At 72.4% G+C, this 19,946-nt stretch carries 16 protein-coding genes and 3 tRNA genes; 16 read left to right on the top strand and 3 right to left on the bottom strand.

The window, feature by feature from the left end:
• Nucleotides 1-53 precede the first annotated feature (53 nt).
• From AB0898_RS25345 to AB0898_RS25315, 7 genes are all read left to right on the top strand, one after another.
• Nucleotides 54-218 carry a hypothetical protein gene (locus AB0898_RS25345; protein WP_202486357.1) on the top strand — a complete coding sequence of 55 codons (165 nt, stop codon included), beginning with the start codon at nt 54-56 and terminating at the stop codon, nt 216-218.
• 162 nt (nt 219-380) lie between these two features.
• Entirely contained in the window at nt 381-545 is a 165-nt protein-coding gene (locus AB0898_RS25340; protein ID WP_018545148.1) for a hypothetical protein, read from the top strand.
• A gap of 56 nt (nt 546-601) precedes the next feature.
• Nucleotides 602-1,342 carry a nicotinate-nucleotide adenylyltransferase gene (gene nadD, locus AB0898_RS25335; protein WP_366805266.1) on the top strand — a complete coding sequence of 247 codons (741 nt, stop codon included), beginning with the start codon at nt 602-604 and terminating at the stop codon, nt 1,340-1,342.
• A 16-nt stretch (nt 1,343-1,358) separates the two neighbouring features.
• Nucleotides 1,359-3,185 (top strand): LCP family protein, encoded by a 1,827-nt coding sequence (locus AB0898_RS25330; RefSeq protein WP_366805265.1) that lies wholly within the window; start codon nt 1,359-1,361, stop codon nt 3,183-3,185.
• A gap of 165 nt (nt 3,186-3,350) precedes the next feature.
• Nucleotides 3,351-3,791, top strand: coding sequence for a ribosome silencing factor (gene rsfS, locus AB0898_RS25325; protein ID WP_366805264.1), 441 nt, complete (start codon nt 3,351-3,353; stop codon nt 3,789-3,791).
• Nucleotides 3,791-4,459: a histidine phosphatase family protein gene (locus AB0898_RS25320; RefSeq protein WP_366805263.1), complete on the top strand. Its 669-nt coding sequence runs from the start codon at nt 3,791-3,793 to the stop codon at nt 4,457-4,459. Before rsfS ends, AB0898_RS25320 begins: the two co-directional genes overlap by 1 nt.
• A gap of 73 nt (nt 4,460-4,532) precedes the next feature.
• A tRNA-Ala gene (locus AB0898_RS25315) sits at nt 4,533-4,605 on the top strand.
• 50 nt (nt 4,606-4,655) lie between these two features.
• Here the strand turns inward: AB0898_RS25315 and AB0898_RS25310 are convergent.
• Complete coding sequence (locus AB0898_RS25310) at nt 4,656-5,606, bottom strand: helix-turn-helix transcriptional regulator (protein WP_366805262.1); 951 nt, start codon at nt 5,604-5,606, stop codon at nt 4,656-4,658.
• A 146-nt stretch (nt 5,607-5,752) separates the two neighbouring features.
• Between AB0898_RS25310 and AB0898_RS25305 the strand changes: the two genes are divergently transcribed.
• From AB0898_RS25305 to AB0898_RS25290, 4 genes are all read left to right on the top strand, one after another.
• Complete coding sequence (locus AB0898_RS25305; protein WP_407078400.1) at nt 5,753-7,243, top strand: MFS transporter; 1,491 nt, start codon at nt 5,753-5,755, stop codon at nt 7,241-7,243.
• A gap of 247 nt (nt 7,244-7,490) precedes the next feature.
• A complete protein-coding gene (locus AB0898_RS25300) occupies nt 7,491-7,724 on the top strand; it encodes a hypothetical protein (RefSeq protein ID WP_006136074.1) in 234 nt (77 codons plus the stop codon).
• A gap of 125 nt (nt 7,725-7,849) precedes the next feature.
• Nucleotides 7,850-7,922: transfer RNA gene (locus tag AB0898_RS25295), tRNA-Ala, on the top strand.
• A 55-nt stretch (nt 7,923-7,977) separates the two neighbouring features.
• A tRNA-Ala gene (locus AB0898_RS25290) sits at nt 7,978-8,050 on the top strand.
• Nucleotides 8,051-8,195: 145 nt separating this feature from the next.
• Here AB0898_RS25290 and AB0898_RS25285 read toward each other — a convergent pair.
• Entirely contained in the window at nt 8,196-9,809 is a 1,614-nt protein-coding gene (locus AB0898_RS25285) for an NADH-ubiquinone oxidoreductase-F iron-sulfur binding region domain-containing protein (protein WP_366805261.1), read from the bottom strand.
• Complete coding sequence (locus AB0898_RS25280; protein WP_366805260.1) at nt 9,806-11,050, bottom strand: cytochrome b/b6 domain-containing protein; 1,245 nt, start codon at nt 11,048-11,050, stop codon at nt 9,806-9,808. Before AB0898_RS25280 ends, AB0898_RS25285 begins: the two co-directional genes overlap by 4 nt.
• 401 nt (nt 11,051-11,451) lie before the next feature.
• Here AB0898_RS25280 and leuS point away from each other — a divergent pair, with 401 nt between their 5' ends.
• The 5 genes from leuS to AB0898_RS25255 all read left to right on the top strand — a co-directional run bounded on the left by leuS (nt 11,452) and on the right by AB0898_RS25255 (nt 19,833).
• On the top strand, nt 11,452-14,340 hold the full coding sequence (leuS, locus tag AB0898_RS25275) for a leucine--tRNA ligase (protein ID WP_366805259.1): 2,889 nt from the start codon (nt 11,452-11,454) through the stop codon (nt 14,338-14,340).
• Nucleotides 14,341-14,542: 202 nt separating this feature from the next.
• Entirely contained in the window at nt 14,543-15,259 is a 717-nt protein-coding gene (locus AB0898_RS25270; protein WP_366805258.1) for a hypothetical protein, read from the top strand.
• Between the two features lie 81 nt (nt 15,260-15,340).
• Complete coding sequence (locus AB0898_RS25265; RefSeq protein ID WP_366805257.1) at nt 15,341-16,186, top strand: DegV family protein; 846 nt, start codon at nt 15,341-15,343, stop codon at nt 16,184-16,186.
• Between the two features lie 144 nt (nt 16,187-16,330).
• Nucleotides 16,331-17,320, top strand: coding sequence for a ComEA family DNA-binding protein (locus tag AB0898_RS25260; protein WP_366805256.1), 990 nt, complete (start codon nt 16,331-16,333; stop codon nt 17,318-17,320).
• The gene (locus AB0898_RS25255; protein ID WP_366805255.1) at nt 17,317-19,833 is read left to right on the top strand and encodes a ComEC/Rec2 family competence protein; all 2,517 of its coding nucleotides are present in this window, start codon (nt 17,317-17,319) and stop codon (nt 19,831-19,833) included. Before AB0898_RS25260 ends, AB0898_RS25255 begins: the two co-directional genes overlap by 4 nt.
• The last annotated feature ends 113 nt before the right edge of the window (nt 19,834-19,946 follow it).

Here is a 19,946-nt window from a genome sequence, read left to right as displayed (position 1 = left end):
CCAGCCTAGGCGGCGTACCGTGGACGGGCAGCACCACCGAAGGAGTCCACGCCATGGAGCACCATCTCGCAGCCGCCCGGCTGACCGAGGCCGCCGCGAACGCCGTCCCCGAGCACGGGTCGGGGAACCTGCTCCGCATCATCCTGGTCGTGATGATCCTGGGCTGCGCACTGACCGGCTGGTTCCTGCTGAGCGGCTACAAGCGCAAGGACGACTGACCCGCCGGGAAGGTTCCCGCGCGGCCCGATCCGGGACCGCCCCGGGGCGGCCGGGCCCGCGCCCGCGAGGCAACACCGGAGTCGGGGTGATCTCCGCGAAGGCGCCCGCTTACGATGAACCCACGTCTTTATCCCGCCCACACGCGTTAGGTCCTGCCGAAGATGAGCATCCACAGCGCCGCCGTCCAGTTGGTCACCCTCGCCGCCGAGACCGAGGAGCGGGGCGGCCACCACAACAGCCTCAACCCGGCCGTCACCGGCGGCTGCGCCCTGGGCATCCTGCTGCTCCTGCTGTGGATCACCACGCGCTTCAACCGCGACCGCTGAGCCGGGACCTGATCCCCGCACAGGTGTCGCACTACGGGCCGGTAGGGTCTGCACGCATGGGAGAGCAGGACATGCCTACCGGTCCGGCGGACGGGACGGCCGCCCCCGCGGCCGGCACCGGCACACGGCACACCCCCGGGGCGCCCGGCACCACACCCGACGGGCCACGGCGCGCGGCACACCTCGAAGGCCACGGCCCCGTACGCACCGGCAAGCGCCGGCTCGGCGTCATGGGCGGGACGTTCGACCCGATCCACCACGGGCACCTGGTGGCGGCCAGTGAGGTCGCCGCGCAGTTCCACCTGGACGAGGTCGTCTTCGTGCCCACCGGCCAGCCCTGGCAGAAGTCGCACCGCACGGTCTCCCCGGCCGAGGACCGCTATCTGATGACGGTCATCGCGACCGCCGAGAACCCGCAGTTCTCCGTCAGCCGGATCGACATCGACCGCGGCGGCCCCACCTACACCGTGGACACCCTCCGCGATCTGCGCGCCCTCAACCCGGACACGGACCTGTTCTTCATCACCGGCGCCGACGCCCTGGCCCAGCTGCTCACCTGGCGGGACTCGGCGGAACTGTTCTCCCTCGCGCACTTCATCGGCGTCACCCGCCCCGGCCACCAGCTGACCGACGCCGGTCTGCCGGAAGGCGGCGTCTCGCTCGTCGAGGTACCCGCCCTGGCGATCTCCTCCACGGACTGCCGTGCGAGAGTCGCCAAGGGCGACCCCATCTGGTACATGGTGCCGGACGGAGTCGTGCGCTACATCGACAAGCGTGAGCTGTACCGCGGCGAGTGAGCCGAGAGGGGCACCGGTGAACGACCGATACGACGCTGGGTACGGCGGCGAGCAGTACGACGACCAGTACGACGGGAACAACTACGAGATCGTCGGCTACGACGACTACGGGCGACCCGTCTACCAACAGGTCCCCGCCCGCTCCGGCGGCCAGGACCACGACCCGTACAACGCGCGGCAGGGCTACGGCCAGGGCGGCCGGGGCGGCTACGACACCGGCCAACAGCCGCCCGTGCCGCCCGCCTACGACCCCTACGGCACGCAGGGCACCGACCCCTACGGGCCGTACGACGGCTACGGCACCCAGGGCACCCAGGGCACTCAGAACGTCCATGGCGCTCAGCACGGCCATGGCGCCCAGAACGTCCAGGGCGCGGGCCCCCAGGGCGGCAGCGACCCCTACGACCCCTACGGGCAGGCGGCCACCAGCGGCCGGCAGCCCCGCGTCACCGAGCAGACCGCCCACATCCCCCAGCAGGCCGGACCCGCCTCCCCGGCGGCCGCCCCGGAGGAGCCCGAGGAGCGGACGGGCGGCACGCCCGCGCGCGAGGGCCGGGAGGGCCAGGAGCCGGACGGCGAGGAGCAGTTCGCCTTCGCCGAGGAGCCGGACGGCGAGTCCGAGGACGTCATCGACTGGCTGAAGTTCACCGAGAACCGCACCGAGCGCCGCGAGGAGGCCCGCCGCCGCGCCCGCAGCCGGGTCATCGCCCTCTGTGTCGTCCTCGCGCTGGTCGCCGTCGGCGGCGTCGGCTACCTCTGGTTCGCCGGAAAGCTGCCCGGGATGTCCTCCTCCGGCAAGAAGGCCGGCACCGCCGTCGCCGCCGGGGCGCAGAAGCGCGACGTGATCGTCGTCCATCTGCACAACACCGGCAAGAACGGCACCTCCACCGTCCTCCTCGTCGACAACACCACCACCAAGCGCGGCACCACCGTCCTGCTGCCCAACTCCCTCGCCCTGTCCGACGATTCGGGCACCACCACGACACTGGCCAAGTCGGTGGACGACGACGGCTCCTCGGGCACCCGCGACCAGATCGACACCGTGCTCGGCACCAGCATCCAGGGCACCTGGCGGCTGGACACGCCGTACCTGCAGAACCTGGTCGAACTCATCGGCAACGTCGAGATCGACACCAACACCGACGTGCCCGACCCCGACGCCAAGAAGAAGGGCGCCGAGGCCCTCGTCCACCAGGGCAAGAAGCAGACCCTCAGCGGCAAGATGGCCGTCGCCTACGCCACCTACCGCGCCCCTGGCGAGACCCAGAACGCCCAGCTGGAACGGTTCGGACAGGTCCTCCACGGCGTGCTCCGCAAAATGTCCTCCGAACCCGTGGGCGCCACCACGACCGTGCAGACCCTCGCGCAGATCCTCGACCCCTCGCTGACCGACAAGGACCTCGGCACCTTCCTGGCCCACCTCGCCGAACTCGCCAAGGGCGGCTCGTACGACACCGTGCTGCTGCCGGTGCAGACCGATGGCACGCTGACGGCCCAGACCAGCGACAGCGTCGTCAAGAACGTGCTCGGCGGCGCCGCCAAGAGCCCCGACGCCGGCTCGGCCGTCCGTGTCTCCGTGCAGAACGGCACCGGGGTGAAGGACGACGCGGAGAAGGCCCGCGTGGTCCTGCTCAACGGCGGCTTCACCTTCGTCGACGGCGGCAGCGCGGCCGCCCAGACCGCCTCCCGGGTCGTCTACTCCGACGCCGCCGACAAGGAGAACGCCACCGAGGTCGCCAAGACCCTCGGACTGCCCGCCACCGCCGTCACCAAGGGCTCCGTCACCTCGGGCGCCGACGTCCTGGTCGTCCTCGGCCAGGACTACCGGCCCGGAGCCTCCTGACGAGAACCCCGCGCCACCGAGGCACCCCGGGTGACCCGACCGTCACGTGGGGTGCCTCACGTCTTCCGTGAGACCCTTGGATTCCCGGTGACCGCCGGTCGGCCGCGCCCCGCGCGCCGGCCCCCGCACCCCGGCCGATCCCCGCCCCCGACCGAAAGCTTCACTGTGACCGCCACCGACCGTTCCCTCGAACTCATCAGCACCGCCGCCCAGGCGGCGGCCGACAAGCTCGCCCACGACGTCATCGCCTACGACGTGAGCGACGTGCTGTCCATCACCGACGCGTTCCTGCTGGCCTCCGCGCCGAACGACCGCCAGGTCAAGGCGATCGTCGACGAGATCGAGGAGCGCCTGCTCAAGGAGCGCGGCGCCAAGCCCGTCCGCCGCGAGGGCGACCGCGAGTCCCGCTGGATCCTGCTCGACTACGTCGACATCGTCGTCCACGTCCAGCACAGCGAGGAGCGCGTCTTCTACGCCCTGGAGCGGCTGTGGAAGGACTGCCCCGAGCTGGAGCTGCCCGAGGAGGCCAAGGCCACCCGCGGCAAGGCCGAGGAGCACGCCAAGCAGCACGCCGAGGCCGGAGACGAGCCCGGCGAGGAGTGGTGATGGCGGACACCTCCGAGGTGACCGACATCAAGGGCCGGGGCCGCCGCGTCATCCTGTGGCGGCACGGCCAGACCGCCTGGAACGTGGACCGCCGCTTCCAGGGCACCACCGACGTACCCCTGACCGAGACCGGCGTCGGCCAGGCCCGCCGGGCCGCGCGGCTGCTCGCCTCGCTCCAGCCCGACGCCATCGTCGCCTCCGACCTCCAGCGCGCCACCGACACGGCCGCCGAACTGGCCGCGCTCACCGGCCTGGAGGTCACCCGCGACGAGGGCCTGCGCGAGACCTACGCGGGCGCCTGGCAGGGGCTGACGCACGACGAGATCATCGCCCGCCACGGCGACGACTACGCCGCCTGGAAACGCGGCGAGCCGGTCCGCCGCGGCGGCGGCGAACTGGAGACCGAGGTCGCCGATCGCGCGGCCCCGGTCGTGCTGCGGCACGCCGAGAAGCTGCCCGAGAACGGCACGCTCGTGGTGGTCAGCCACGGCGGCACCATCCGCACCACGATCGGCCGGCTCCTCGGCATCGACTCCCACCACTGGGAGAGCCTGGGCGGCCTCTCCAACTGCTGCTGGTCCGTGCTCGGCGAGGGCGCCCGGGGCTGGCGCCTCCTTGAGCACAACGCCGGCACCCTCCCGGTGCCGGTCCTCGGCGACGACGACTGAGCCCGGATTTCACTTTCCGGCAGGTCACAGGCTAAAGTTCTTCTTGTTCGCCCGCCGAGCGGGAAGAACGCGAGGGGCTATAGCTCAGTTGGTAGAGCGCCTGCATGGCATGCAGGAGGTCAGGAGTTCAATTCTCCTTAGCTCCACTGATCGACACTCTGTTGAGTTGTCAAAGATCGGTTGAAGATCCCGTCCCTCAGGGGGCGGGTTTTTTCATGTTCCAGCGTCGGATGATCTCGGTGACCTCCTCCTTCGCCATCGGCCTTCTCCGTTCCCGCAGCAGCGCCGTCTTCTCCCGCGCCTCCTCGTCCACCGGTGTGTAGACCACGATCCGGCACTCGGGCATCCCGTCGATGGACAGCGACTGCGTCGTCATCCGTATCCCGCCCACCTCCGGACTCCCGGGCTGGCGGAACTCCTTCACCCGGGGCCCGGGCGGCGCCACCTCACCACTCGCCCACAGCCGCGCGAAATCCGGGCTCACCGCGGCCAGCCCGCGTATGTACTCCTCCCAGGCGGGCTCGCCCACATGTCTGCCGTAGGCCGAGCGCAGCGTCGCCGTCATGAGCGGCAGCTCGCGTTCGGGACAGGTCACCGGGCACAGCTCCCGGGGCAGGGTGAACAGGCCCCACAGCACGTTCGGCACCGCGGCCCGCACGATCTCCGGCACCAGGAACAGGTCGCGGTAGGCGGCGTTGGTGGCCAGGATGTCGTAGCGCGCGTTGTAGACCGCCGCGGGCAGCGGGTCGACGGCGTCGATGATGCCCTGCACCTCGGGACCCGGGTCCAGGGTGATCCCCGTCGGCGGCGGGACGAACGGCACCTCCGCGAGGCGGTACAGATGCTCCCGCTCCGGCGCGTCGAGGCGCAGGGTGCGCGCCACCGCGTCCAGCACCTGCGCCGACGCGTTGATCGGACGGCCCTGCTCCAGCCACGTGTACCAGGTCACGCCCACGCCCGAGAGCTGGGCCACCTCCTCCCGGCGCAGCCCGGGCGTGCGCCGCCGCAGTCCCGGTGGCATCCCCACGTCCGCCGGGGTCACCCGGGCCCGCCTGCCGCGCAGGAAGGCGGCCAGCTCGGGCCTGCGGCGCCGGGACGCCGTTCCCCTCGTCGTCCCCGCCCCGCTCGTCGTACTCGTCGTGCTCATCGCTCTGTCCCCCGTACCCCGTCTCTCGTTCCCGTGCCCGGGCCCCCGCCATCGTCGGCGACCGGCCGGGTTCCTGCCAGGTGGCGGCAGTACCAGCATCGGCGGGCTCTCGGCACTCGTACCGGCGCGCCGCCAGGCTCGGCGGCATGACGACGACACCACACACCGGGCCCGGCACCACGCCTGTCCCCGACCTCGCGAACAGTGAAGCACCCGCCACGGACAGTGAAGCACCGGGCACTGACAACGGGCCCCGGCTGCTGCTCGCGGCCCTGCTCACGGCCAGTTTCATGGCCGTCCTGGACGTGTTCATCGTGAACGTCGCGGCCCCCGCCATCGGCACCGGACTGCGGGCCTCGGGCTCCGATCTGCAGCTGGTGATCGCGGGCTACACCATCACCTACGCCGTGCTGCTGATCACCGGCGCCCGGCTCGGCGACCTGCTGGGCCACGGCCGGGTCCACCTCGCGGGCCTCGCCCTGTTCACCGCCGCCTCGGCCGCCTGCGGCCTGGCCTCGGGCGTGACCGCGCTCATCGTGTTCCGGCTGGTGCAGGGCGCCGGATCGGCGCTGATGATTCCGCAGGTGCTGAGCCTGATCCAGCGGACCTTCACCGGCGAGGCCCGGGGCCGCGCCCTCGGCGCCTACGCGGCGGTCCTGGCCGTCGGAGCGGCGGCCGGCCAGATCGCCGGCGGAGTCCTGGTGGCCGCCGACCTCTTCGGCACCGGATGGCGGCCGGTGTTCCTGGTCAACGTGCCGGTGGGCGCCGTCCTGCTGCTCGTGGGCGCCAAGGTGCTTCCGCTGGGCGCCCCGGACGGCCGTGAGGCGGCCCGCGGCCTCGACGTGCCCGGACTGGTGCTGCTCGGCGCGAGCGTGTCGCTGCTGACCGTCCCGCTGGTCCTCGGCCAGGGGGAGGGCTGGCCGCTGTGGGCCTGGCTGTCGCTGGCCGCCTCGGCCGTGCTGTTCGCGCTGTTCTGCGGCTACGAGTCCCGCCTTGCCCGGCGCGGCGGTGCCCCGCTGATCGCGCCGAGGGTCCTGCGCATGCCCGGCATGGGGCTCGCCGTCTTCCGGGTCCTCGCGGTGATGTCCGTCAACGCCGGTTTCCTGTTCGCCCTCACCCTGCACTTCCAGGGCGGCCTCGGCTTCAGCGCGCTGCGGGCCGGGCTGACCTTCGCGCCCACCGCCGCCGTCTTCGGCGCGGTCGGCCTGGGCTGGCGTGCCCTGCCCCGCTCCTGGTGGCCCGCGCTCGCCCCGGCCGGGTTCCTGCTCGCGGGCGCGGGCGTCGTCGGGGTGGGCCTGGCGCTGCGCGGCGGGCACAGCGGGGGAGCGGGGCTGTACGCGGGCTGCGTCTGCGCGGGAGCGGGCCTGGCGCTCGCCTTCGGACCGACCTTCACCGGCGCCCTGGCCACCGTGCGGCCCGAGGACGCGGCGGACGCGAGCGGACTGCTGGCCACGGTCAACCAGCTCGGACAGCTGATCGGCGTGGCCGCCTTCGGCACGCTCTTCCTCAACCGGCTTGAGTCACTCGGGGTGCCGCGGGCGTATACATCGGCGGAGGCGTTCTCGGTGACTGCCTGGGCGCTTGCCGCGGCAGCCGTGCCGGCGGCCGTGTCCGGACTGGTACTCAGGCGTCGCTGACCGTATCGGCCCGGCCGTGGCAGAATCAGACGGCCGGAAGGGGACGCGGCCCGCACGGGAGGGAGTGGCGATGCCTGCGAGCATCCTTGGGGAGGTCGGCCACCTCCTCGGGACGGCCTGGATACGGGACACGGCCACCCGGCTCAGCTGCCCTTCCTGCGGTTCCGCGCATGTCGCACAGGTACTCGGTGACAACGGGGGGATCTCCTACGTGTGTACGGCCTGCGGCCACAGCTGGAGCTGAGCGATGGGTGCACACAGGCGGAAGTGCGACTGGTGCGGCAGTGGTACGCCGATCGTCCGCGACATGGAACCGATCAACCCCGACTACCAGTACTGGTGCGAGGAATGCGCCCGGGCGCTGATCATAAAAGGCGACCCCATCGAGACCTACCGTGAGCTGGAGGGCGAGCCGATCTACGGCCGGCTCCTCGAAGAGCACTGCACGCTCAAGCGGTTCTACTCCTTTGTGACGGCCTGAACCGGACACCGCGAAGCGGACATAAGCTCCCTTACGGTGTCATACCGGAAACCGATTTGGTGCTCACCGTCGGGAACCGTGTAAGGTTGGCGACGCCTCCGGGGGAACCCGGAAGGGCACCGCGAGGGGCTATAGCTCAGTTGGTAGAGCGCCTGCATGGCATGCAGGAGGTCAGGAGTTCAATTCTCCTTAGCTCCACAAAAATCGAAGAAGGCTTGCGCCGCCTCCGGAGGAATCCGGAAGAGCGCCGCGAGGGGCTATAGCTCAGTTGGTAGAGCGCCTGCATGGCATGCAGGAGGTCAGGAGTTCAATTCTCCTTAGCTCCACAGAAGTCGAGGGCGGATCATCCGGAAGGATGGTCCGCCCTCGGTGCATTTCCGGGACGTGAGGCGTTTACGGGCCGCGAGACGACAAAAGGCGGGCCACTCGAACCGGGCGCCCGCCTTTCGCCGTTCGGCGACCACGTGTCGTTCAGCGGCCGCCCAGCGCGCGCCGTCCGCGTCCCTGCGAGACCACCGGCAGGTTCTTCGACGGGGCCTTGCCCCGGGTGTCCTCCTCGATCCGCAGCGCGAGCGCCGGGCAGCGCCGCACCGCGCGCAGCGCCTTCGCCTCCGCGTACCGCGGCACCGAGGCCTGGGCGACGGTCGGGAAGCCGTCCGCGCCCAGCTCGAAGACCTCCGGAAGGATGTCCGCGCACAGCCCGTGGCCCCGGCACAGCGTCCAGTCGACGTAGATCTTCTGACGGCTGCCGCCGGCGTCCTCGGGCTCCGCGCCGCCCGGGATGCCCGTGGGCATCTTGCCGCCCTCGAAGAGCGGCAGAACGCCCTCCACGGGCCGTCCGCAGCCATTGCCGAGGACATGGGCGGCCAGGTCGTCCGTGAACGCCTTGATGGTCGACTCCAGGAACATCGCGGAGCCGTCCGGGTGCGAGCACGCCCCGCGCCGCTTCACGCTCTTGGCGACCTGCTTGAGCGCCTCCAGGGCGGCCGGCCCGCCGCCGTTGATGATGTCCTCCATGCCGCGCGCGGCGGCGGGCAGACCGAGGTAGCAGGGCCCGCACTGGCCGGCGCTCTCCTCGGCCAGCCACTGCGCCACGCGCAGCGACTCGCCCAGCGGACAGGTCTCCTGACTGATCGGCAGAATCGCGCCCGCGCCGAGAGCGCCGCCCACCGCGTCCAGCGAGTTGCGGGAGACGATCGCCTCGTTCACGGTCGCCGCGTCGATCCACTTGCCGTGGTAGCCGCCGGTCAGCACGCCCTGCGGGACCGGCGGGGCACCGGCCAGCTGGAGGACGTAGCGCAGCGGCACACCCGTCGGCACCTCGATGACCATGGGGCGCGCGACCGCGCCGGAGACCGTCAGCATGACGGTGCCCGGCTCGTCGTACAGACCGGTGTTGCCGTAGCGCTCGGGACCGATGCGGGCGGCGATGGCGAGCTGGGCGAACGTCTCCGCGTTCGACAGCAGCGTGGGCGCGCCGCCGACGCCGCTCTGCGAGGCGCTGACCTTGCGGCCGGGCGGGATCGCCGGGCCGCCGTCCACCGAGCGGATGAGGGAGGCGGCGGCGCCGGTGACCATGCGCACCGGGTTGCGCTGCACCCAGGCGCGCAGGGCGGAGCGGCGGCTGTTGCTCAGGCCGCGTTCGGCGAGCGCGGCCTCCATGGAGCGCTGGGTGGACTCACGGGTCACGCCGATCACCAGCGTGCGCGCGCCCATGGCCTCGGCGCACAGCAGGGCGCCGTCCAGGATGAGGTGCGGGGCACGGTTGATGAGCACCGTGTCCTTGCGGCAGGCCGGTTCGTCCTCGCTGCCGTTGACGACGACGACCGGCCGTACGCCCTTCTTGATCGCCGATTCGGCGACCGAGCGGAGTTTCTTGTGGAAGGGGAAGCCCGCGCCGCCGCGGCCCTTGAGGTTGATGCTCTCGGCGAGCTGCGCGAGCTGCTCGCCGCCGAGCGGGTCGAGCGGCCCGTGCACCTTGAGATGCATGGGCAGGTCGAGCCGCTCCACAAGGTCGAAGCCCGACGTGAGCTGGGGAAGCCCGACCACGCGGACTTCGGGGACGTCGGGCAGGGCCTCGTTCACCTATAGCCTCCGGAAGGCATGTTCCAAGGTTCGCCCGAACCCGGCGCGTCGAAGGAGGCGCCGGGGGTTGGTTCGGTGGCGGGACCACTGTTGAACGTTTCGGACGAGTTGTACGTGCCGTACCGGGCGTTCGTCTCACCCGTGTTGCGCACATCACCTCCGCCGCCGCCCGGAGCGCCCGGATTGCCGTAGACGGGGATGGTGTATCCCGTGTCCTGGAGCGGGTCGTAGGCCGACGGCGGGGCCTCGCCGACGGGCGGCGGGGACGGGACCGGCCAGCTGGGGCCCGCGGGGTCGTTCACGCGCGGCATGGCCTCCGTGGGGCGCATGTCGGGGGCGTCCGGGCGGCCGCCCGGGTACGGCTGCTGCGGGGAGCCGGCCGTGCGGTACGCGGCGGCGAAACCGGCACCTCCCGCACCCGCGGCCGGAGACTGGTACAGACCACCGGAGCCGGCGCCCGGGCCTCCGCCGCCGCGCCGGGGCTCGCGGTCCCGTACGCCGGACTCGGCGACCCGGTTGCGGCTGGCCTCCAGCTCCTCCATGCCGGGACGGTTCGAGTTCCCGAGCATCGCCATGACGCGGTCGGAGAGCTTGCGCTTGACCGGGCGCGGCGCGGCGCGCAGCGCCAGGGCGGCCATCACGCCGAGCAGGGAGAGGCTGTAGAGGATGGTGAAGATCGGCTTGGCCGCGCGGCCCGCGTACAGGCCGTGGACCAGGGCCGCGCACCATGCCGGGTAGGCGAGCATGTGCATCGCGCGCCAGCGGGCGGCGACCGGGGCCGGGGTGGCGAAGTTGCTGCGCAGGGCGCCGGTGACGCCCACGAAGATCATGAGCAGTCCGGCCAGGGAGCCGAGGCCGATCAGCCCGCCGCTGCCGGTGAAGCCGAGCGAGAACGGGATGAGCGCGGCGATGACCACGGTGTGGTCCAGCGCGATCTTGGTGGTGATGTGCAGCAGCAGGAACGCGATCGAGGCGACCGCCGTCGTCCGGTGGATGGCCTGGCCGACGATCCGCTGCCGGATGTTCAGCAGGATGCGGTCCTGGGCGACCAGGCCCCAGATCACCGAGCAGCTGAGCGAGACGAGGGACAGCACGCCCGCGCCGAAGTTCAGGAACTCTTGGAACTGGCTGCCTCCGACCAGCACGACCACGGGTATGAGCAGCAGGACGACAGCGGACGTCACCCCATAGGCCGAGCGGCCTGGCTTGGGGAGCGAGCTGTTACTACGACGAGGGTTCATGGGGGCAACTCCGAGCAGTTTCGGGAAGGCGGTCCCGCTGCCGAACTCTAAGTGGAGCCATACCGATCAGTACGAGGTTTGAGTTATTGCGTTGTTATCCAAGGACGGAACCACGAGGGTGCCGTCCCTTAGTGACTGTTACGCGAAGTAATCCTTGACCCGGGTTCAGATCTGGCGGCCGTACGGACATGTCTTCATGGCATACGCAAGAGCGTCGCGGCTTGCTCAAGGGCTGCGGTACCCTAGCGCCATGCGTGCTGTACGCCTTCTGCTTAGCGAGCCGCGCTGACAGTGCCGACCACCGGTCGAACCGGACGGTCGGAGCCGGCGCGGCATCCCCTCCTGTGTGAGGGGATTTTTCGTTTCCGCAGGCAGAGACGATCGATGGAGCTTTGAGGATCATGAGCGAGACGAACCCCTCCGCCACCGCTGCCGCGTCGGCGGAGGCCGCGCCGCACCGCTACACGGCCGCCATGGCAGCCGAGATCGAGGCACGCTGGCAGGACTTCTGGGACGCGGACGGCACGTACGCCGCGCCGAACCCCAAGGGCACCCTGGGCGGTGATCCCGAGCTGGTCGCCCGGCCCAAGAAGTTCATCATGGACATGTTCCCGTACCCCTCCGGCGCCGGCCTGCACGTCGGCCACCCGCTGGGCTACATCGCCACCGACGTCTACGCCCGCTTCCAGCGCATGACCGGGCACAACGTCCTGCACACCCTGGGCTTCGACGCCTTCGGCCTGCCCGCCGAGCAGTACGCCGTGCAGACCGGCACGCACCCGCGCGTGTCCACCGAGGCCAACATGGAGAACATGAAGGCCCAGCTGCGCCGGCTGGGCCTGGGCCACGACAACCGCAGGTCGTTCGCCACGATCGACCCGGAGTACTACAAGTGGACGCAGTGGATCTTCCTGCAGATCTTCAACTCCTGGTACGACGAGCAGGCCGGCAAGGCCCGCCCGATCTCCGAGCTGATCGCCCTCTTCGAGTCCGGTGAGCGCCCCGTACCGGGCCACACGCGCGCGTGGAGCGAGCTGAACGCCACCGAGCGCGCCGACGTGCTGAGCGAGTTCCGGCTGGCCTACGCCTCCGACGCGCCGGTCAACTGGTGCCCCGGCCTGGGCACCGTCCTGGCCAACGAGGAGGTCACGGCCGACGGCCGCTCCGAGCGCGGCAACTACCCGGTCTTCAAGGCCAAGCTGCGCCAGTGGAACATGCGCATCACCGCCTACGCCGACCGTCTGCTGGCCGACCTGGACGCGCTGGACTGGCCCGAGGCCATCAAGCTGCAGCAGCGCAACTGGATCGGCCGCAGCGAGGGCGCCCGCGTCGACTTCCCCGTCGACGGCGAGCGCATCACCGTCTTCACCACCCGCCCCGACACCCTGTTCGGCGCGACGTACATGGTGCTCGCCCCCGAGCACCCCCTGGTCGAGAAGTTCACCCCCGGGGCGTGGCCCGAGGGCACCCACGAGGCGTGGACCGGTGGGCACGCCACCCCGGCCGAGGCCGTCGCCGCCTACCGCGCGCAGGCCGCCGCCAAGTCCGACGTGGAGCGCCAGGCCGAGGCCAAGGACAAGACCGGCGTCTTCACCGGTGTGTTCGCCACCAACCCGGTCAACGGCGAGCAGGTCCCGGTCTTCATCGCCGACTACGTGCTGATGGGCTATGGCACCGGCGCCATCATGGCCGTCCCCGCGCACGACACGCGCGACTTCGCCTTCGCCCGCGCCTTCGAGCTGCCCATCCGCTGCGTGGTCGAGCCGACCGACGGCCGCGGCACCGACACCGCCGCCTGGGACGACGCGTTCTCCTCCTACGAGGCCAAGCTCGTCAACTCCGCGGGCGACGGCGTCACCCTGGACGGCCTGGCCGTCCCCGAGGCCAAGGCCCGCATCATCGAGTGGCTGGCCGCCGAGGGGATCGGCGAGGGCACCGTCAACTTCCGCCTGCGCGACTGGCTGTTCAGCCGCCAGCGCTACTGGGGCGAGCCCTTCCCGATCGTCTACGACGAGGACGGCGTCGCCCACGCGCTGCCCGAGTCGATGCTGCCGCTGGAGCTGCCCGAGGTCGAGGACTACAGCCCGCGCACCTTCGACGCCGACGACGCCGACACCCAGCCCGAGCCGCCGCTGTCGCGCAACGAGGAATGGGTCAACGTCACCCTGGACCTGGGCGACGGGCGCGGTCCGCGCAAGTACCGCCGCGAGACCAACACCATGCCCAACTGGGCCGGTTCCTGCTGGTACGAGTTCCGCTACCTGGACCCGCGCAACGACCGGGCCATGGTCGACCCCGAGACCGAGCAGTACTGGATGGGTCCGCGCGAGGGCATGCCGCACGGCGGTGTCGACCTGTACGTCGGCGGCGCCGAGCACGCGGTGCTGCACCTGCTGTACGCCCGCTTCTGGTCCAAGGTCCTCTTCGACCTGGGGCACGTCTCGTCCGCCGAGCCGTTCCACAAGCTGTTCAACCAGGGCATGATCCAGGCCTACGTCTACCGCGACAGCCGGGGCATCGCCGTCCCGGCCGCCGAGGTCGAGGAGCGCGACGGCGCCTTCTACTACGAGGGCGAGAAGGTCTCCCGGCTGCTCGGCAAGATGGGCAAGTCCCTGAAGAACGCCGTCACCCCGGACGAGATCGCCGCCGAGTACGGCGCCGACACCCTGCGCCTGTACGAGATGGCGATGGGCCCGCTGGACGTCTCCCGCCCCTGGGACACGCGCGCGGTGGTCGGCCAGTTCCGGCTGCTGCAGCGGCTGTGGCGCAACATCGTCGACGAGAACACCGGCGAGATCACCGTCACCGACGCCGAGCCCGACGAGGACACGCTGCGTGCCCTGCACAAGGCGATCGACGGCGTGCGCCAGGACCTGGAGGGACTGCGCTTCAACACGGCGATCGCCAAGCTCACCGAGCTGAACAACCACCTGACCAAGTCCGGCGCCGCGCTGCCGCGCACCGTCGCCGAGTCGCTGGTCCTGCTGGTCGCGCCGCTGGCTCCGCACATCGCCGAGGAGCTGTGGCGCAAGCTGGGCCGCACCGACTCGGTCGTCCACCAGGACTTCCCCATGGCCGACCCGCGGTACGTGGTGGACGAGACCGTCACCTGCGTCGTGCAGATCAAGGGCAAGGTCAAGGCCCGCCTGGAGGTGTCCCCGGCCATCTCCGACGAGGAGCTGGAGAAGGCCGCGCTGGCCGACGAGAAGGTCGTCGCGGCCCTGGACGGCGCGGTCATCCGCAAGGTGATCGTGCGGGCGCCCAAGCTGGTTAACATCGTGACCGGCTGACGCACACCGGGACATCGGCGGGACACCGGCCGCCGGGCGCGTGCCGTCCGGCGGCCGGGCGGTGCCGCGCCCGGGGAAACCGGACGTCGGGGTGATCCCCTACGGGCAGGTTCGGGGTTCGGACGGAACCCCGGGCCTGCCCGTTGCGTTTACCGTAAAGAGCGAGGCGGTGCGTGCCGCCCAGGGGTCGAGGAGGAGCGTCATGGAAACCGTGCTCACCGTGGTCGCCCTGCTCTTCCTGCTCTGCCTCGGCCTCGGCGTCTACGCCACGGTCAAGGTGGTCGGCGCCGCCAAGCGCACCGTGGACCGCACGGTCGCCCAGGCCCGCCGCACGGTCGAGGACCACACCCTGCGTGCCAAGTCCTACGGCCGTCCCGGCCCGGCCGGCGAGATCGCCCAGCTCCGGCTCACCCTGCGCACCTCGATGCGCGCCACCCAGGACGCGCTGCATTCGGGCGTCGTCCAGGACGAGTCGCTGAAGGAGTCCCTCGGCCTCTTCGAGCGGCTGAGCTCGCACGGGCAGGAACTGGACGCGGTCCTGCGGCGGCTGGAGTCCGAGCCGGACCGCTCCACGCTCGCCGCCCGGCTGCCCGAGCTGCGCACCCGCACCGAGCGCATCACCGCCTCCGCCGACTCCCTGCGCTGGGCCGTCCGCGACCGCGCGGGCCGCTTCGCCGACGACGACCTGGACTCGCTCAGCGCCCAGATCGACATCGAGACCGGCGCCCTGCGCCACTGGACCCGGACCGGAACCGACGGCACGGCCGCCTCCTGGCCCGAGGCCCCGGCGGGCGCCGACTGGCCCCCGGCAGCCGGTGCCGACCACCCGGAGCCGGTCCCACCGCAGGCGATCACCCCGCCGGGACCGCCCCCCGTCCACCCCTGGCAGCGCAAGCCGCGCCCCGAGACCACCGCCTGATCCCGCCCCCTCGGTCCGTCCCGCCTCCACCGGCCGGGGGCGGGCTGCCACACCCCTCCTACGCCAGGTAACCTCCAGCTCATGTCCCGCCATGTCGCGATCGTCACCGATTCAACGGCCTACCTGCCGCCGGGAGCGATGGAGCGCCACGGCATCACAGCGGTGCCGCTGACCGTGGTCCTCGGCGACCGGGCACTCGAAGAGGGCACCGAGATCTCCACCCGCTCCCTCGCCCAGGCGCTCCAGAAACGGCGCCCGGTCACCACCTCCCGGCCCAGCCCCGAGGAGTTCGCCGCGGTCTACCGCGAGGTCGCCGCCTCCGGCGCGAGCGGCATCGTCTCCCTCCACCTGTCCGCCGAGCTGTCCGGCACCTATGACGCGGCCGTCCTGGCGGCCCGTCAGGCGCCCGTGCCGGTACGGGTCGTGGACACGCAGATGGTCGCCATGGCGCTCGGTTTCTGCGCGCTCGCGGCGGCCGGAACCGCGGAGGCGGGCGGCACGATGGACGAGGCCGTGGCCGCCGCCGAGAAACGCGCGGCGACCACCTCCGCCCACTTCTACGTGGACACCCTCGACTATCTGCGCCGGGGCGGCCGCATCGGCACCGCACAGGCCCTGCTCGGCTCCGCGCTCGCCGTCAAACCCCTGCTCCAGCTCGCCGGCGGCCGCATCGAACTCCTGGAGAAGGTCCGCACGGCCTCCAAGGCGATCGCCCGGCTTGAGGAGATCGTCGTGGAACGGGCGGGCAGCGGAGAGGTGGACATCGCCGTCCACCATCTCGCCGCGCCCGAGCGGGCCGCAGCGCTGGGAGAGCGGCTGCGGGAGCGGGTGCCCGGGCTGAGCGAGATGCATGTGAGCGAGGTCGGGGCGGTGATCGGGGCGCACACGGGGCCCGGGCTGCTGGGGGTTGTGGTCTCGCCTCGGTGAGGGGCTCCTGCGGGGGCTGCCGCGAGGGGCTGTTGAGGGGCTGTGGTCACTCGTAGGAGTGGCGGAGTTATCCACAACCGGGTCCCGTTCCACGGAAATCGACCAAGATCATCGCGTGTCGGCGGAATGCCCGATCCTCGTCGCATGGCACTTCGATCAGATACGCGTACAGCCGTCCCCACCAGCGGTCCGGGCCGGGGTCCCGACTCCGACGGCCGCACCCGGCACCGCCGTCCGCCGCAGAACGGCCGTGCCCGGCACCGCTCACCCGTACCGGCGGACGAGCTGCGCCGCCGCGCGGGCCTTCTCTTCAATGAACCACCCGCGGAATGGCGGGAGTCGGGCAACGCCCCACCGGGAGGCGACCGGCCCCGGTACCAAGCCCGCTATGTACGTGCCCCGTTGGAGGAACCCGAGCCGCCGCCTCCCGGTCCCGACTGGCGAGAGCGGACCGGGCTCGCCCTGCGGGAGCGGATGCCGCTGTGGATCCAGACCCGGTGCGGGGTCGAACGGCGGGGCGTGATCGCGCTCGCCGTGGTGCTCCTGGTCGCCGCCGCGCTCGCGGCGCAGCACTTCTGGAGCGGGCGCACGCAGACGGTGAGCGCGCCCGAGGTGGTGCACGCGAAGAAACCGCATGCGGGGCCGGAGGAGCCGTCCGGTGCGAAATTCCCCGTCTCCGTGGGCGGTTCGGCGCCGCCGGGCGGTCAGATCGTGGTGGACGTCGGCGGCAAGGTGCGGGAACCGGGGATCCGGGAGCTGCCCGCCGGTTCACGGGTGGCCGACGCGTTGAAGGCGGCCGGCGGGATGCGGCCGGGGGTGAGCGCCGAGGGGCTCAACAGGGCGCGCTTCCTGGTGGACGGGGAACAGATCCTCGTGGGCTCGACCGTGGCTCCGGCCGCTCCGCCGGGACCCGGCGGCGGTACGGGAGCCGGCGGTCCCGTCTCCCCGGTCTCCCTCAACACCGCGACCGCCGATCAGCTCGACACCCTCCCCGGAGTCGGTCCGGTCCTCGCCCAGCACATCCTCGACTACCGCACCCGGCACGGCGGATTCCGCGCGGTGGAGGAGCTGAAGCAGGTCAACGGCATCGGGAACAGCCGGTTCTCGGATCTGAAGCCGCTGGTGCGGCCATGAGCGCGGTACGCGGCGATGCCGCCGAGGCCGCCTCCGGCGAGAGGTCCACCGGCCGGGAGCCCCCGGAGACAGGCCCGGCGGACCTGCGGCTCGTCCCGCCCGCCCTCGCGGCCTGGGCCGCCGCCGCGCTGCTCGTCGTGGCCCCGCTGGGGTGGAGCCTCGGAGTGGCGGGTGGCTGCCTGGTCGCCGGGCTGCTGTTGGTCCGGCGTCCGCCGGGAGGACGGTTCGCCTGGCCCCGGGCACCGGTCGCGGCCGTGCTGCTGTGCACCGCGGCGGCGGCCGTCTCGGCTGGGCTGCACGGCGAGGACGTACGGCGCGGACCGGTGCCCGAGGCGGCCCGGCGGTTCGCGACGGTCGGTGTCGAAGTCGAGCTGACGGGCGACCCCTGGCTGAGCAGGCCCCGGGTACGGGGCGACCACGCGGCACCGGTGGCGGTGCTGGCCAGGGCCGAGGTACGGGAGGTGACGGAGGAGGACGGGGCCGGAGCGCGGGTGCGTACCCGGAGTCCGGTGCTGCTGATCGTCGACGCGAAGGTCCCGCCGCCGACCGGCGTCACGGGGGAGCGGGGCCGGCCGCCGTGGCTCGCCCTGCTGCCCTCCACCCGGCTGCGGGTGGGCGGCCGGCTGGCACCGGCCGATACGGACGGCGACCGGAGCGCCGCCGTGCTGCGGGTGCGCGACTGGCCGGCGCCCCGGGTCGTACGGGGCCCGAGCGGGCCCCAGCGGCTGGCGGGCGGGCTCAGGGCCGGGCTGCGCGAGGCGACCGAGGAACTGCCGCCGGACGCGCGGGCCCTGCTGCCCGGGCTGGTCGTCGGGGACACCTCACGGATCACCCCTGAGCTGGACGAGGCGTTCAAGGAGACCGACCTCGCGCACACGCTCGCCGTCTCCGGCAGCAACCTCACGATCCTGCTCGCCCTGCTCATCGGACCACCCGCCCTGGCCCAGCGCGCCGAACGGCGCGGACTCGCCCCGCGCCTCGGCCTCTCGCTGCGGACCACCGCGCTCCTCGCGGCGGCCCTGACCCTGGGCTTCGTGATCGTCTGCCGCCCCGATCCGAGCGTGCTGCGGGCGGCGGCCTGCGGTGCGGTCGCCCTGCTGGCGCTGGCCACCGGCCGCCGCAGATCCCTGGTCCCCGCCCTGGCCGCGACGGTCCTGCTGCTGGTCCTCTACGACCCGTGGCTGTCCCGGAGTTACGGCTTCCTGCTTTCCGTGCTGGCGACCGGCGCGCTGCTGCTTCTCGCGCCGCGCTGGAGCGAGGCGCTGCGCCGGCGCCGGGTTCCCGCCCGCCTGGCCGAGGCACTGGCCGCCGCTGCCGCCGCCCAGGCCGTGTGCGCGCCGGTGGTCGCGGTGCTGTCCGCGCGGGTGAGCCTGGTGGCGGTGCCGTGCAACCTGCTCGCCGAGGTGGCCGTCGCCCCGGCAACGGTGCTGGGGTTCGCCGCGCTCGCGGCCGCCCCGGTGGCCATGCCCGCCGCCAAGGCCCTTGCCTGGTGCGCGGGGTGGCCCGCCGGATGGATCGCCGGGGTGGCCAGGACCGGGGCGGCGCTGCCCGGTGCCGGAGTGGACTGGCCGGGAAGCTGGGCGGGGGCGCTCCTGCTGGCCGTCGTCACGGTGGTCCTCGTGCTCGCCGGGCGGCGACTGGTCCGGCACCCGTGGTGGTGCGGGGCGCTCGGCGTGGTCCTGCTGCTCGCGGTGGTGCGGCCCGTTCCGCTCACCCGGGTGGTCACGGGCTGGCCGCCGCCGGGCTGGCGGTACGCCATGTGCGACGTCGGGCAGGGCGACGCCACCGTCCTCGCGGCGGGCCCGGGCGCCGGGGTGGTCGTGGACGCCGGACCCGAACCGGCGCCGGTCGACCACTGCCTGCGTGAGCTGGGCATCACCCGCGTCCCCCTGGTGATCCTCACGCACTTCCACGCCGACCATGTCGCGGGCCTCCCCGGAGTGCTGCGCGGCCGCTCGGTGGCCGCCATCGAGACCACCGGCTTCGCGGAACCGCCGGACCAGGCCGAGGCCGTGCGCCGGGAGGCCGCCGCACGGCACATCCCCGTCACCCGCGCCGTGGCGGGAGAGGAACGCCGCGTCGGACCGCTCGCCTGGCGGGTGTTGTGGCCCCCGGCGGGCCCCGCGCCGGACCCGGGCGGGCCGAACGACGCGAGCGTCGCCGTGCTCGTACGGACCGGCGGGCTGCGGCTCCTGCTGCTGGGCGACCTCGAACCGCCCGCGCAACGGGAGTTGCTGCTGTCACCGGAGGCGGCCGGCCTGGCGCGCGTGGACGTACTGAAGGTCGCCCACCACGGCTCCGCCTACCAGGACCCCGACCTGATACGCCTGGCGTCCCCACGGCTCGCCCTCGTGTCCTGTGGTGCCGACAATCCCTATGGGCATCCGGCACCGTCCACGGTGGCCGCGCTGCGCGCGGGCGGAGCGGTGGTGCTGCGCACGGACCGGGACGGCGCGCTGGCGGTCACCGGAGGCGGCGGGGCGGACGGGCCGCTCCAGGCGGCGAAGGGCTGACCGGAGGGCCCCGTAACCACCAATTCGGTCGAGTCCGGCGCATGGGCCGGATTGCCTTGATGTGGGCCCGTGTTGCCCGAAAGCCGCATCAGGTGATCGAATGAATCTTCGGC

The sequence above is a fragment of the Streptomyces sp. NPDC005435 genome (genome assembly GCF_040703155.1).
GTDB lineage: Bacteria > Actinomycetota > Actinomycetes > Streptomycetales > Streptomycetaceae > Streptomyces.
The sequence above is the reverse complement of the archived record's forward strand: the minus strand, read 5'-3'. Positions and strand labels throughout refer to the sequence as shown.

Coding starts and splice junctions, on each gene's coding strand:
- AB0898_RS25310 (WP_366805262.1), bottom strand. CDS start 5,606: ATGAGCACGACGAGTACGACGAGCGGGGCGGGGACGACGAGGGGAACG.
- AB0898_RS25260 (WP_366805256.1), top strand. CDS start 16,331: ATGGCACTTCGATCAGATACGCGTACAGCCGTCCCCACCAGCGGTCCG.
- AB0898_RS25320 (WP_366805263.1), top strand. CDS start 3,791: ATGGCGGACACCTCCGAGGTGACCGACATCAAGGGCCGGGGCCGCCGC.
- AB0898_RS25300 (WP_006136074.1), top strand. CDS start 7,491: ATGGGTGCACACAGGCGGAAGTGCGACTGGTGCGGCAGTGGTACGCCG.
- AB0898_RS25305 (WP_407078400.1), top strand. CDS start 5,753: ATGACGACGACACCACACACCGGGCCCGGCACCACGCCTGTCCCCGAC.
- AB0898_RS25340 (WP_018545148.1), top strand. CDS start 381: ATGAGCATCCACAGCGCCGCCGTCCAGTTGGTCACCCTCGCCGCCGAG.
- leuS (WP_366805259.1), top strand. CDS start 11,452: ATGAGCGAGACGAACCCCTCCGCCACCGCTGCCGCGTCGGCGGAGGCC.
- AB0898_RS25255 (WP_366805255.1), top strand. CDS start 17,317: ATGAGCGCGGTACGCGGCGATGCCGCCGAGGCCGCCTCCGGCGAGAGG.
- nadD (WP_366805266.1), top strand. CDS start 602: ATGGGAGAGCAGGACATGCCTACCGGTCCGGCGGACGGGACGGCCGCC.
- AB0898_RS25280 (WP_366805260.1), bottom strand. CDS start 11,050: ATGAACCCTCGTCGTAGTAACAGCTCGCTCCCCAAGCCAGGCCGCTCG.
- AB0898_RS25265 (WP_366805257.1), top strand. CDS start 15,341: ATGTCCCGCCATGTCGCGATCGTCACCGATTCAACGGCCTACCTGCCG.
- AB0898_RS25345 (WP_202486357.1), top strand. CDS start 54: ATGGAGCACCATCTCGCAGCCGCCCGGCTGACCGAGGCCGCCGCGAAC.
- AB0898_RS25270 (WP_366805258.1), top strand. CDS start 14,543: ATGGAAACCGTGCTCACCGTGGTCGCCCTGCTCTTCCTGCTCTGCCTC.